This is a genomic window from Candidatus Methylomirabilota bacterium, assembly GCA_028870115.1.
Classification (GTDB): domain Bacteria; phylum Methylomirabilota; class Methylomirabilia; order Methylomirabilales; family Methylomirabilaceae; genus Methylomirabilis.
Window position 1 is genome coordinate 1 of sequence record JAGWQH010000011.1, and the last position, 14250, is coordinate 14250.

The 14250-nt window shown below is 57.7% G+C and carries 11 protein-coding genes; 8 read left to right on the plus strand and 3 right to left on the minus strand.

Annotation, left to right across the window (positions count from 1 at the left end):
• Together KGL31_00425 and galU are read right to left on the minus strand one after the other, a co-directional pair.
• Positions 1 to 1518 (minus strand): LON peptidase substrate-binding domain-containing protein (locus tag KGL31_00425; GenBank protein MDE2320379.1); only part of this gene is annotated, 1518 nt, incomplete at its 3' end.
• A gap of 5 nt (positions 1519 to 1523) precedes the next feature.
• Positions 1524 to 2429: a UTP--glucose-1-phosphate uridylyltransferase GalU gene (gene galU / locus KGL31_00430; GenBank protein MDE2320380.1), complete on the minus strand. Its 906-nt coding sequence runs from the start codon at positions 2427 to 2429 to the stop codon at positions 1524 to 1526.
• Between the two features lie 745 nt (positions 2430 to 3174).
• Here galU and KGL31_00435 point away from each other — a divergent pair.
• The gene (locus KGL31_00435) at positions 3175 to 3405 is read left to right on the plus strand and encodes a ribbon-helix-helix protein, CopG family (GenBank protein MDE2320381.1); all 231 of its coding nucleotides are present in this window, start codon (positions 3175 to 3177) and stop codon (positions 3403 to 3405) included.
• A complete protein-coding gene (locus KGL31_00440; GenBank protein MDE2320382.1) occupies positions 3405 to 3821 on the plus strand; it encodes a PIN domain-containing protein in 417 nt (138 codons plus the stop codon). Before KGL31_00435 ends, KGL31_00440 begins: the two co-directional genes overlap by 1 nt.
• Positions 3822 to 4173: 352 nt before the next feature.
• On the opposite strand, the gene KGL31_00445 is transcribed toward KGL31_00440, so the two are convergent.
• Positions 4174 to 6537, minus strand: coding sequence for a DUF262 domain-containing protein (locus tag KGL31_00445; GenBank protein MDE2320383.1), 2364 nt, complete (start codon positions 6535 to 6537; stop codon positions 4174 to 4176).
• Between the two features lie 795 nt (positions 6538 to 7332).
• Here KGL31_00445 and KGL31_00450 point away from each other — a divergent pair.
• The 6 genes from KGL31_00450 to KGL31_00475 form a co-directional block, all read left to right on the plus strand.
• Complete coding sequence (locus KGL31_00450; protein ID MDE2320384.1) at positions 7333 to 7827, plus strand: hypothetical protein; 495 nt, start codon at positions 7333 to 7335, stop codon at positions 7825 to 7827.
• A gap of 64 nt (positions 7828 to 7891) precedes the next feature.
• Positions 7892 to 8635 (plus strand): ABC transporter permease, encoded by a 744-nt coding sequence (locus KGL31_00455; GenBank protein ID MDE2320385.1) that lies wholly within the window; start codon positions 7892 to 7894, stop codon positions 8633 to 8635.
• A gap of 1 nt (position 8636) precedes the next feature.
• Complete coding sequence (locus tag KGL31_00460; GenBank protein MDE2320386.1) at positions 8637 to 9377, plus strand: ABC transporter ATP-binding protein; 741 nt, start codon at positions 8637 to 8639, stop codon at positions 9375 to 9377.
• Positions 9378 to 9425: 48 nt separating this feature from the next.
• On the plus strand, positions 9426 to 10493 hold the full coding sequence (locus KGL31_00465) for an MCE family protein (protein ID MDE2320387.1): 1068 nt from the start codon (positions 9426 to 9428) through the stop codon (positions 10491 to 10493).
• Positions 10490 to 12973, plus strand: a complete 2484-nt coding sequence (locus tag KGL31_00470) for a DUF3536 domain-containing protein (protein ID MDE2320388.1) — start codon at positions 10490 to 10492, stop codon at positions 12971 to 12973. Before KGL31_00465 ends, KGL31_00470 begins: the two co-directional genes overlap by 4 nt.
• Before the next feature lie 56 nt (positions 12974 to 13029).
• A partial coding sequence (locus KGL31_00475; protein MDE2320389.1) for an HlyC/CorC family transporter occupies positions 13030 to 14250 on the plus strand: 1221 nt, incomplete at its 3' end.

Here is a 14250-nt window from a genome sequence, read left to right on the forward strand (position 1 = left end):
CGTACAGATGAACATCACGTTGGAGAGATCAAAGGGGACGCCGAGATAGTGATCGCTGAAGCTATAGTTCTGCTCCGGATCCAGCACCTCCAGCAGGGCCGAAGAGGGATCACCCCGAAAATCGGCTCCGACCTTATCGACCTCGTCGATCATAAAGACGGGATTGTTCGACCCGGCCTGCTTGATCCCCTGAATGACCCGACCGGGCAACGCCCCGATATACGTCCGCCGGTGGCCGCGGATCTCCGCCTCGTCGCGAACACCGCCCAACGAGATCCGGATGAACTTGCGCCCCAGGGCGCGGGCGATGGAACGGCCAAGGGATGTCTTCCCCACCCCCGGCGGCCCAACAAAGCAGAGGATCGGCCCCTTCATCTTCTTTTTCAGCTTGCGGACAGCCAGGTATTCGAGGATTCGCTCCTTGACCTTTTCAAGGTCGTAGTGGTCCTCGTTGAGAATCTTGGACGCCTGCTTAATCGACAGCTTGTCTTTGGTTGGCCGACTCCACGGCAGCTCGATCAGCCAGTCAAGATACGTCCGGATGACAGAGGCCTCCGCCGCATCAGGATGCATCCGGCTAAGCCGTCCGAGTTGCGTTTTTGCCTCGGACTCGACCGCTTCGGGCATCTTGGCCTTCCGGATCTTCTGCTCCAACTCCTTCAGTTCTTGATTTCTGTCGTCGGTCTCGCCAAGCTCTTTCTGGATGGCCTTTAACTGCTCTCTGAGGTAATACTCCCGATGCGTCTTGTCCATCTCCTCCCGAGCTTGGCTCTGGATTCGATGCTGTACCTCGAGCACCTCGAGCTCCTTGCCCAGCAGCTCACTGACCCGCTTCAAGCGCTGAGTTGGATCGAACAGTTCCAGGACCTCCTGGGCCTGCTCCATCTTCAGATCCAGGTGGCTGGCTACGAGGTCGGCCAGACGGCCCGGGTGTTCGAGGTTATTGATAATTACCACCACATCCGATGAGATTTGCTTTCCGAGGGCCACGCTCTTGCTGACCAGCTCCTTGACCGAACGGATCAGTGCCTCCGCCTCAACGGCAGGCGTGGCCAGATCCGTTTCGGGAACTTCGGCGATCCTCGCCTCGAAGTAGGGTTCGCGCCGCTCAATCCCAATGACCTTCGCGCGGGAAAGACCCTGAACCAGCACCTTGACCCGCCCGTCCGGCATCTTGAGCATCCGCATGATCATCGCCACGGTCCCGACCGAGTGGATCTCATCGGTGCCGGGATCCTCCTTCTCAGCATCCCGTTGCGCCACCAGCAGGATGAGGCGGTCCCTCGACAGCGATTCGTCTACCGCTCGGACCGATTTCTCCCGACCTATAAAGAGAGGCAAGATCATGAAGGGATAGATCACCACATCTCGCACCGGCAGGAGCGGGATCGTTTCAGGCATCTTCCGAGCCTGTGCCTCGGTCTTGGTCTCGGACTGCTCGGTGTCTGCGACCGACATCTGCTCTGTACTTTCTATCGTTCCTTCGATCGAACTCAGGACAGGCTTCTCGTCCGCCACGGCTTTCAGTTCTCCTTCCGGTCCCGTTCCGCAGTTGCTCCCACCTCGCCCAGGCTGAGTGTTCTCAGGTATGCCCGCAATCCCGGCGCCAAGTCCGGACGCTTGAGCGCAAACTGCACGGTCGCCTTCAAAAAACCCAGCTTGCTCCCCGCATCATATCGGTACCCGCGGAACGCGAGCCCGTACATCGTTTGTGTTTTCAGCAGCGCCCGCAGGCCGTTCGTAAGCTGAATCTCTCCGCCTTTATCCGGTGCGGTCTGTTCAAGCGCCTCGAAGATTTCCGGCGTCAGAATGTAACGCCCGATGATGGCCAGATCGGACGGAGCCGCCTCGGGAGTCGGCTTCTCTACCAGATCCAGGATCTGGTAGACCGAATCATCAGCCCACTTGGGATCGATGATCCCGTAACTGCCGGTTTCCTCCTTACTGACCTGCTGTACGGCAATAATCGAGGACTGATACCGTTCAAATGCTGCAATCATCTGCTCCAGACAGGGGACCTCAGCATCGATGATGTCGTCTCCAAGCAAGACGGCGAAAGGCTCATTTCCCACAAGGGCTCTGGCCGTGAGGATCGCGTGCCCCAGGCCGAGGGGCTCCTCCTGACGGATGTAGCAAAACGATGCCAACTCGGAGATCCGCTCGATCTCCTGCAACTGCTCCTCTTTGCCTTGCCGCCCAAGCGCAATTTGCAACTCCAGCGATCGATCAAAGTGGTTCTCGATCGCATCCTTCCCCCGACCGGTCACAATGATGATATCCTCGATCCCCGACGCGGCGGCTTCCTCCACCACGTACTGGATGGTAGGCTTATCCACAATCGGGAGCATCTCTTTTGGTTGCGCCTTCGTTGCGGGGAGGAACCGCGTCCCCAAACCCGCAGCAGGTACAATGGCTTTACGAATTCGCATTGGTCAAACCCACTCTGACTCTACTCGAGCTGTGAGAGAATGGTGAAACCACAAGAAAAGATCTTGGGGAGACCTGCGGAGGGTTCATACCTGCGATGACCGCCCCGCCAAAGCCGGTACTGAGGCGAATAACCATCATACCTCGGGGCCTTCCTTTCCCGCCCTGGTGGACAAGAACAGGCGCAGGCAACCGAAAACGATACGACCGGATTTCGCTCCCGCGAAAGATCCTCAGCTCCTTCGATTCATACGCCGTTTGAATAACCTTTAGTTGCCTATTGTATATCGTATCTTTCACTAAAAAGTCAAGCGTCTGAGGCTCGGTCGGAAGCTGTTCGACGCCAAATATTTTCCCGAGTTGCAGCAGTATCAAAAGGCCAGGGTGTGGGGGCAAACTTTTGAAGCCAAGGAGGCGAGCTCGTATTCGTATGATGAAAGGTGCGGACTGAAGTATCCGTCGTTGTGGCGTAACCGATACACCGCGTCTACAGATCGTTGCCGCGACGCTCGACCACATTCATCGTAGAACAATACGATCCAGAGGCCATGCTGGCGTGGGTGTGTCTTCGGATAGCTGTCGTTGAGCGGATGGCTAGCGTTGAGCCGGGTTTCGTTCCTCAACCCAGCCTATGGCGCTGTCGTCGGAATCGGTATCGTGTCCCGGGATTTTTCGGATTTCGATGCGCAGTTGAATTCGTCCGCCAAGATATGTTAGCATATATATGTATTGTGCCAGGAGGTTGAGATGAAACGGACAACAGTCTTTGCGGACGAAGATCTACTGAACAGGTTGCGTGAAATTGCGAGGCGCGAGCAGACTACGTTATCGGCGATCATCAGAACCGCGCTCGAACGCTACGCCTCACGCCGTCGATCCAGACGTTCCAGTCTTTCACTGATGGCAATCGGTCGAAGCGGGCGCAAGGATGTGGCCGAACACGCTGAGGAGTTGCTCGGTAAGGGCTTCGGCCGCTGATGCCGTCGATCCTCGTTGATACTGGCCCCCTGTACGCGATGGCCGATCAAGATGACGACTGGCACGCTCGAGTGGTCGGGTTCCTCAAGCATTCACGAGCTGAGCTGATTGTATCCGTCGCCGTGCTGCCAGAAGCCGCCTACCTGCTGGCCACCCATCTGGGACCTGAAGCCGAACAGAAACTGGTCTACTCACTTATGAACGGCGAGATGACGCTGGAGCAGCTCATACTCCAAGACTTACAACGTACCCTTGAACTCCTCAATCGCTATGCGACTGCGCGAATCGGGTTCGTTGACGCGGCCGTGGTGGCGACGGCCGAGCGTTTGAAAATCTCGCGCATTCTGACGACCGACCGGCGTGATTTTTCCCTCATTCGTCCGCGCCATTGCAAAGCGTTTGAGTTGCTCCCATAGTCTTAACGTACTTTGATCCGACGAATGCACCGCCGATGGGCTTCCCTGATCGCTTGCCGTAAGTCCGGTAGGCTGGGATGAGTGAAGCGAATCCTGGCAATTCACTCCTATTGCTATTGGTACATTGCGGCTTCCGGCGATACCACCGCCCGATCGGCAAGGCATATGCCATGTTGCCTTACCAGATCATCCCACACAACCCGGCGATGCGCCCAACCAAGAGATCGTTGCCGCGCCGCCTAACCACATTCATCGTGAAACGGTACGACCCGCTAGCCATTCTCGCGCGTGAATATGGTCGCCTAGCCGCCGTTTAGCTGGGTTTCGTTTCTCAACCAGGCCTACGGGCCTATCATCCTACCAGGTCGATGCCTGACAACTGCTGTCCGAACTCGATCAGAATTTCTGAAGTGATTACCGCGTTCTCTCCTTGCGCCTGCAATACCCAGTTTCCATCCTTGACGCCTTGTTTCGTGCGAGACACCCCTTTATCGACCATCAGATTCTGAAGCGCCTCGTAACGCGGCGAATCGGCGGCTGGCTCGACCTCAAGCCGGTCGTCAAAGACCCGAATAATAAAACCCTTGTCAGGGGGTGACGACACCCGGCCAACCCATTTTTCTGCCGAAGTCTTTTTGGACCTCCACGTCCTGAGCTGAAGCTGTCCGCTAGTGATCATTTCCAGCATGGCGTCCTCGATGTCGTCTGGGCAATCCAACCGCCGGACTCGATCCCACAGTGACGGATCCACACGTAGCGCTGGCTTCACCTCCTCCGAAATCGTTAGCTCCGGCGCAAGTTCCTCGACCCACTTCACGAATGCCTCTGCAATCAACTCTCGACGGCACTTACAGAACTCCTCGAAGGCCTGCGTGGCCGTATCGTTTGCGTTCTTCGCCATTTCTTTGGCGTTCTCGTAGCTTTTTCTAACCTCCCCATCGGCTCCGAGGAAGTGATGCTCCCGGTTCTCGGGAGATTCCCATTTGAGATCGATTGGGTCGCTTCCCAACCCTGTCTCATAGTCATTCAGTTCATGCGAGATATAGGTGATGTTGCCGATGTTGTTGGACGGATGTCGGCTGACCCGTCCCCGCTCCTCGATGTTATAGAGCTTCTTGAGTAAGCTATAAGGCACGATGTGCTGCTTCTCTGGTTCCACACCTTCCTCCAAGGCGACCTCTTGCCCCTGTTGCCTCCACAAGCGTTTCGTCTCGTTCAGATTCTTGTATGAGAAATCGCGAGCGCCTTCTTTTCGCAGGAGCCAATACAGCATCAAGACATAGCGGTCCATGAGCGTGTTGGAATCTTTAAGCCAGATGGACAAGTGTTCTCGGAGGTCGGCAGGCTGAGAAATACTGCGGTGCAACTTCTCAAGGCAGTCCTTGGCCGTTTCGGCTCGATTGACTTCATTGACAAGCTTGAAAATCTTCTCTTGGCTCGGATTCTGAACGAGGAGAAGCCTTAAGGCCAAGCATGACAGGACCGGCGCGTACCTATTCATCTCCGGTTTTATGAGGTCCGGGAAGCGGATCAAGAGTTGGAAAAGGGGGAGCAGCGACATAGTGTCAGGTAAGGTCTGTAGGTCATCACATTTGAGACCGTCATGAAGTATATCCCATCGTACGAATCGCACAACCTTGTCCGTACGATCGAACAGTCGTTCGATCTCTTTGGTATTATTCTTGAGCCTCATTTGGAACGGGAGACTGTTGACCACCTCGAAAGAAAACGAGTTGCTGCCGGGGGAATAACCGAAGCGATAGGCGTATACTTGGATGAATGTGCGAATGAAGAGCTTGAACCCGAAGTTCCGCTCCTTCCGCCGCTCGAGAATATCATCCCGTTCCAGATTGTTGGCATGCCCCTCCGGATGGTCGTGCTCATCTGGAGGATGGACGGCGTGAAAGAATTGCCCGAGCCGCTCATTCGTTGGCGAATAGAGCGAGACGAGCGTGGCGAAAGCCTTCTCCTCGGACTCTACTCGCTTTCCAGCGCTGTTGATCCGGTTGTAGAGTGCGACTACATCGGCAAGGCGGTTCTCGTTCTTGTCCTGGGACTCCCTGAGGGTCTTCAGGAAAAAGACTTGCCTCTCGCGAAGCTGACCAATGCGCCTCCTAAGATGGATCTCCTTTATTTGTTGCACAACCTCGTCCGTGGCGGCATTTGCCGGCTTGATGCGTGCGTGGATATCCGCGTCCTGATCTCCGAAGAAAAGATAGAGCGGAATGAAGTTGTGCTTGAAGCGCGCCCCCTGCCTTGTCGGATCTGCGATCAGACAGAACATCGGGTACCGCGACATGCTGGGGTCGAAGAAACCGGCGAGTTCCGGGACGCGTGATAGGTTCAGGCACCAGACGCGCCGTGCATTCGGCTCGGTGTCGTCCCCCTCTTCGTCGGATGTGCTCTGGGCCGATCTTCCGTTTTCTGGCCCTAATGCGCCGCGGAGGCTCCGAATCCGCTGCTGGCCATCGATGACCCAGTATTGCGGTTTGTCAGACCCCAACAGCGGGATGCCGTGCTCTCCGGGCTCCTCAGGTTTCCAGAGAATGATGGTGCCGCACGGCGTATCAAAGTATAGGGATTCCAGTAGGAGCGATGTGTTGTCGTCATTCCATACGAGGCCACGCTGGAAATGCGGAATGCCGAGGTCATGGTAAAGATCACCAATGAGATATTGGACCGTTGGATCTGATGGAGGTGAAACAACATTCATCATGGCCTCCTCCGCAGTAAATGTGGTGCGAGTAGTTCCGACGCGAATCGCTTCCCGCTTGCTCCCCCCCCGTTCCTCAAATCAAAACACAACGGCCCTTTGGAGCTCAGTATACTCCAAAGGGCCACGCGTACATTCCTTCAGCCCGAGGCTACCATAACGCGACAACCGAACCTTGTCAGTCATCACGAGCACATACTCCGGTTCAGCGGGATACGGACAGCAGCGAAGTGACGCTACGATAAAATTCCGATAGACGCTTGTCAAGGTCAAAATGAGGCTGTAAATGCCACGATCACACTCCTATAGTTATCCGATTGTATCGTTGACCCATGAGCATCAAAGTCCACGCCCCCTGTGGAGGTAAGAGGCTTTCTGGACAATCTCACCGCCAAATCCCTCCTCGCCCCCCCCTTTTTTAAAAGGGGGAAATTGGGTGAGTTCGGTCGCGGCGCTCGCAATACCCCATGCGCTGGTGGCGCACCCATAAGCTCGTCATTGCGAGCGACCAACGGGGGCGCGGCAATCTCATCGTACTTGACGCTGCAAAAAACGGTGAGATTGTTTCGGTCCCCTTCGCTTCGCTTTGGGTCCCTCGCAATGACGCAGGAGGGGGACTTTCGAAGCGATGACGGATGGCAATCTCTATGTTTGAGCACAGGGCGCAGCTTGACGTTTCGCCCTTCTTTCTAGTATGATTTATTTATTCCTATGTTATCCGCGGTTATGCCTCACCTGAGAGTGTACGCGTCGAGAGGGGGGCACATCTTCCCATACGCCTGGCGCTTTGAGGGCGCCTTGGTTCTTGTCTTGTTCACACTCACGGCCTGCGCTTCTCGCCACGTCGTGGATGGCTTCCTGGTCGACGAAGCCCGAGGGTTCAGGATTCCCCTGCTGAGCGATGGCTGGCGACAGCTCGAGGTGAGAGGAACCGAGTTAGCCTTCAGAGCTGAACCGGGTGGTCAGGTGGCTGCACTGTTTATCAGTTGCGAAGAGCAGCGGCCGATGACACTTCGACTGTTAGCCAGACGCCTCTTCTTCGGGATCGGTCCAAAACAGATACTAGCCCAGAACGTCATCTCGTTGAACGGTACGGAGGCGGTTCACACGGTACTCACGGGGCGACTCAAAGAGACCGACGTGATGGTCAGCAGTTACGTCGCCAAGGAAGGCGAGTGTACCTATGACCTTGTGTATGTCGCCTCGCCGGAGGCCTTTCAAGGCCGGCTACCGGAGTTTGAGCAATTTGTCAAGGGCTGGACCTTGACTCAAAAGGGTCCCAGGTCGAGATAAACAACTGCAACAAGGACATGCTGTGCGAAATGTAGCTGCAGCCGTTGGAGGCCAGTCGATTCGATTGCTCGAATTGCTGGGCGGGCTCTCGCAGCTTACCTATGATACTGTCTCCTGCGCCTTAACGCATCCCTTCAACCCCCGTGAGCTCATCCGGCAAGCCGATCATATCGGGGTGAAGTCTATCTCGATCGCCGCCGTAGCTGCGGTCTTCACCGGCCTCGTCTTGGCGTTGCAAACCGCGTACGGTCTGAGCCGATTCGGAGCGAAGGCGTATGTAGGAATTATCGTCTCGCTCTCGATGGTCCGCGAGTTGGGGCCGGTTCTCACGGCCCTGTTGGTGGGGGGACGGGTCGGCTCCGGGATCACCGCCGAGCTGGGATCGATGAAGGTCACGGAGCAGATCGACGCCATGCGGGCGATGGGAGCGAACCCGGTCAAAAAGCTGGTGGTGCCCAGAGTGCTGAGCACAATGCTGGTCCTGCCGCTGCTGACGGTCATGGCGGACATCCTGGGAATTCTCGGCGGCATGGTGATCTCCAGGTACGAGTTCCAGGTCGATTACCAGCTCTACTACAATACCGTAACCCGCAACCTGACGCTGGCCGATATTGTGAGCGGTCTGGGCAAGACAGTCGTCTTCGGCTTCATCATTGCCATCGTCGGCTGCTACAAAGGGCTTGCTACAGTGGGCGGCACAGAAGGCCTGGGCAAGGCCACGACGGCGACCGTTGTCACCTCGGCCATCGCTGTCATCATCTCGGATTTCTTTTTGACGAAGTTCTTTTGGTGGCTGGAGGGCTGGTGAGATGAGCGCTCCTTCCATCGAGTTTCGCCAGGTCTACAAGTCGTTCAACCACATGCCGATCCTGGCCGGAATGGATTTTACAATTCAGCCTGGCGAGACGGTCACCATCATCGGCGGAAGCGGGATCGGCAAAAGCGTCACTTTGAAGCTGATCGTCGGCCTGCTGAAGCCGGAGGCGGGTCAGATTCTCATTGAGGGGGAGGACATTGTACCGCTGCCCGAGGACCAGCTCATCAGGATCCGAAAGAAGATCGGGATGGTCTTTCAGAGCTCGGCGCTCTTCGATTCCCTCTCAGTGGCGGAAAACATTGCCTACCCCCTTCGGGAACATACCGCCATGTCGGAATGGGAGATACGAGAACGGGTCGCAGAGACACTCCACCTTGTAGGGCTCGAAGACGCGGAGGATAAGGAGCCTGCCGAGCTGTCGGGCGGGATGAGAAAGCGGGTCGCCTTGGCCAGGGCAATCGCGCTGACGCCAAAGATCATCTTATATGACGAACCCACGACCGGCCTGGATCCTACCAACACCGAGAAGATCAACGAGTTGATCGTGGATATGAACAGAAAGCTCGAGGTGACGTCCGTAGTGGTCACTCACGATATGCGAAGCGCGTTTAAGATCTCCGATCGGATCGGCCTGCTGGATAAGGGTAAGATTGTCATTGTCGGAACGCCACGGGAGATCGAACGCGCCGATCTCCCGCTGGTTCGACAGTTTGTCAACGGGACGATGGCGTAAGAGACAGTTCGACGTTCAAGGTTCGAGATTCTACCGAATGGGAAAAGTATGATGGCGGAACGTGAGCAGTGGACGCGGTTGCGTGTGGGCATCTTTGTCCTGGGACTCCTGACTCTTTTTATTGTGTTCGTCCTGACGATCGGAAGCCGGAGCCGGATCTTCGAACGCCACTACAGTCTGTACGCCTTTTTTAGCAACATCGAGGGACTGAATGTCGGCGCGCCGGTCCGTCTCGCCGGCACCTCCATCGGTTCGGTCGATGATATTACCTTCAGTAAGGACCTTGCCAGCAAGAAGATCCGGGTCACCATGAGTCTGAACGCCAGGCTTCAGGACCGGATTCGGGAGGATTCGATCGCAAGCATCGGGACCATCGGACTGGTCGGAGACAAGGTGCTCGAGTTAACGGTAGGCAGCCCTGATAAATCAGTTCTGCCCCCAGGGGCGACGATTGCGAGCGTCGACCCGCCCGACTACGCCAAGCTGCTCCAGAAAGGCGATCAAATCGTAAGCAATGTGGTGAAGATCTCAGACGCTTTGGGCCAGCTCGTGGGCGGCGGAGCGGGCACAGAAGCGCGGACGGATCTTGCCGAAAGCCTTGCTTCCCTCAACCGGATCATGGGGGAGATCGAACATGGCAACGGGCTGCTCCACGCGCTGGTGTATGAGAAGCGCGCTGGCAACATCCTGAAGGATCTATCGGAGACGACCACCGCGCTTGTTCGGATGTCCAAGGCGCTGGATGAGGGTGAAGGCCTGCTGCCGGCGCTCCTGTACGATCCCCAGGGTCGAGCGGTTCTGGCCGATCTGAAGCAGGCGTCTCATGCTATCAACGAACTGGCCACTAAACTACAGGAGCAGAAAGGATGGGCCCATGCGCTGTTTGCCGATCCGCGAGCCGATACCATCATGGCCGACTTGCAAGCGAGCGCCAACAACCTTAAGCTGGTCTCCTCGCGTCTGGCTCAAGGGGAGGGGACGCTTGGCGCCCTCATCGATGATCCTACGCTGTACGAGGATCTATCATCCCTCTTGCGGGGAGCGAATCGCAGCCGGATCCTGCGAAGCCTGATCCAGTCCACCCGGCGGTCCGGCGCCTCCGACGAGCCGCAATGAGTACGCCCTCTACAGTATCGGTGATCGTCCACGGGCATTTCTACCAGCCGCCGCGTGAGAATCCCTGGACCGATGGAATTGAGCAGCAGCCGTCCGCCGCCCCAGCCCACGACTGGAATCAGCGGATAGCTGCGGAGTGCTATACCCCGAATGGATGGGCCCGACTCCTGGACCACGAAGGCCGGATCGTCAGGCTGGTCAATAACTATGCGGGCATCAGCTTTGATATCGGGCCGACTCTCTTCCGATGGCTCGAGCGCGAGGCCCCCGAGACCGTTCGCCGCATGATCGAGGGCGATCGTGATAGTGTGATCCGGTGTGGCGGCCATGGCAATGCCCTGGCCCACCCGTACGTTCACGCCATCTTGCCGCTCGCCGACCCAACGGACCGCGTCACACTGATCACGTGGGGGATCACTGAGTTCAAATCCCGCTTCGGCCGCGAGCCGGAGGGAATGTGGCTTCCGGAAACAGGTGTGGATCTGTCGACACTCATGCTCCTTCGTGAATACGGGATCCGTTATGTCGTCCTCGCGCCCTGGCAGGCGACTAGGGTTCGCCCGTTGAGAGGGGAGCAGTGGCGTGAACTAGGCTCGAACTGGATCGATCCCTCGCGCCCGTACAGGTGTCGTCTGCCGCATGGGAGCGCCATCGATCTGTTTTTCTACGATGCGGACCTGTCGCGCGCCATCGCCTTTGAGGGTCTGCTGCAAGGGCCCGATCGCCTCGCCGGACGGCTCGCCGAGGTCGCCCGCAGCTCGCCCTCACGCCTGCACATCCTCTGCACCGATGGCGAATCGTACGGTCATCACACCCGATTCGGAGAGCGCGCACTGGCTGTTCTGCTGGCAAAAGAGACTGCGCCGAAAGAATTCGCGGTCACTAACTTCGGGGCCTATCTCGCGAGCGCTCCCCCTACGCATGAAGTGGTCATTCGAGAGGGGAGCGCCTGGAGTTGCGCCCATGGCCTGGGACGCTGGAAGGAAGACTGCGGGTGCAGCACCGGCGGCCAGCCGGGCTGGCGCCAAGGCTGGCGGGCCCCATTCCGAGAGGCTATTGACGGCCTTCGCAACGATCTGCACCGACTCTTTGCGGAACAGGCAGGTCGGTTGTTCACCGATGTCTGGACCGCAAGAAACGATTACATTACCATACTCCTCGATCGGAGCCAGCCCTCAATTGAGCGATTTTTCAGCGCGCACAGTCGCCGATCGCTCTCGGCGCAGGATAGAGCGGCGGCGGCGCAACTACTGGAGATGCAGCGGCAGGCCTTGCTGATGCAGTCCAGCGACGGCTGGTTCTTTAGCGATATCTCCGACATCGAGGCCGTGCAGAACCTTAAACACGCGGCGCGGGCTCTCGACCTCGCCGCTGTCTTTGCATCGCCGCACCTGGAGGCGCGATTCCTGGCCAGGCTCCAAGCCGCGAAGAGTAATATCCCCACCGAACGCGACGGCCGGCGTATCTGGGAGATGCGGATTCGTACAGCACGGGTTGAGCTCACTCGCCCAGTAGTCATTTACGCAATACGATCGCTGGTGGAGAACCTGCCCGAGCCCTATCGCGTACACACCTTCGACCTCCACCGGCTGAGCCTTGAGCGCTTTCCTCTCATGAATGGCACAATGATCGCCGGCGGCGTCGAGGCCTGTTCAACCCATACACTGGAGCGCAAGGAGTTCGGATTTGTCCTGAGATGGTTAGACGCCGATGGGATGGCCGGCTATCTTTTTCCCTGGAGAGGAGAGGATGATCTCCAGCGAAGGCTGGAGGCGTTTAAGGGTCAGGTTGAAGGCGTATCGCTGCCGAGTGATACCCCGGCAACGCCGATTTCACTAAAAATGCTTTCTCCGGAAGAGCGACAGGAGGTCTTAATGGCGCTCTACAGAGGGTGGGACGTGCTCCGCAAACGCTACGATGAGCTGACGACACGAACCCAGGGGTTACTCCGCGCTTTCTTCGACGGCGAACTCTCTCCCCCTGCGACACTGAGGGCCCCGGCTGAGTTTACCGTGGCCCGCAACCTGGAGGAGTCCCTACAGCAGTGGCTATCCGATAGCGGGACCGATCTGTACCGCAGCCTGCTCCTGCTGGCCGATGAGGCGAAGCGACTCAGCCTTCCGCAGCAGGCGTCCCTGCAGGATCTCCTGTCCATGGCATTCGGAATGCGAGTGAGGCGGCTGCGCGAACGTCCTAGCGTGGATAGACTCCGGGAGGCGCAGGAGGTGGTCGACCTCGCTGACCGGATGGGCTACGCCTTAGACCGACCGGAATCCGTCATCCTGATGCATGAACTCCTCACATATGATGTACCGCCGCTGATCGAGCTGGTGCTTCAGACCGAGTCCAGGGAGCAATGCGACCTCGTCTCGGCCGTCCTTCGTCTGGGCGAACGGTTCGGATTTTCAACCGAAAGGCTTCGGCAGCGTCTTCGTCCATTCGAAGAGCGACTGGCGGCGGATCCCGGCCTCTGGCCATAAGCTTCGCGGTGCAAGATGCGAGGTTCAAGGTGCGAAGCTAAAAAAGGAGTAACGTGATGGAAGGCGTAAGCAGCGGAACACTCGTGCTCGAGACGATGTTCATCTTCATGCTGATTCTGATCAATGGCTTCTTCGCCGGCTCTGAGGTCGCGGTGATCTCGCTCCGCCGAAGCCGGGTGCAGGAGCTTGTGGAGGCAGGAGATGGCCGGGCATCGACGGTTCAGCGGCTTAAGGATGACCCCGACCGATTCCTGGCTACCGTCCAGATCGGGATCAATTTCGTCAGTACGTTGGCCTCCGCTATCGGCGGGGCACTGGCAGTGAGGGTAATCCGCCCCTTGCTTGATCGCCTTCCAGGCGACGGACTGGGAGCGGCTGGTGAGGCGATCTCCCTTGGGATCGTGGTCGTTATCATCACCTACCTCACGATCGTCTTCGGAGAGCTTGTCCCTAAATCACTCAGCCTCCGCTACGCGGAACAGGTTGCCCTCGCGATCGCAGGACCTCACGAGGCCCTTAGCCGTTGGTGTTCGTGGATCGGCCGCCCACTGACCGCGTCCAGCCGCCTGATCCTCTCGCTCTTCCGCGCCGCCCCTCAGGGGACCACAGGGTTTGTCAGCGAGGAGGAGATCAAGTTGATGGTTCAGGAAGGAAAGGAACAGGGAATTTTCGACCAGACCGAGCAGGAACTGATCCACAGTGTCTTCGAATTTACGGAGACCTCGGTTAAGGAGGTCATGATCCCTCGCCCCCAGATTGAGGCGATTGAGCTGGAGACCCCGCTGGCAGTAGCGCTCAAGCTCGTGGTAGAAACGGGCTACTCTCGCTATCCCGTCTACCACAAGAGTCTTGACGACATCTGCGGCGTCCTGCACTACAAGGACCTGCTGCGGCTGCAACTGGAAAACCGCGAGATCACCCTCAAAACCATCACGCACCCCGCCTACTTTGTCCCGGAAACGATGCAGGTCAGCCAACTTCTGAAGGAGCTGCAACGGCGGCGGCTCTCGATGGCAATCGTGGTGGATGAGCATGGGGGCGTAGACGGGCTGGTCACCATGGAGGATCTCCTCGAAGAGATTGTGGGAGAGATCCACGACGAGTACGAGGCTGCCGAGAAGCCCGTCGAACGGCTGAGGGACGGCTCGCTCATCATCGACGCTTCACTGAATACCAAAGACCTGCGAGATGAGCACGGGTTGCCATTTCCTGAATCGCCGACCTACGAGACCCTGGCGGGCTTTATGCTGAGCCAACTTCAGCGGATGCCCAAGGCC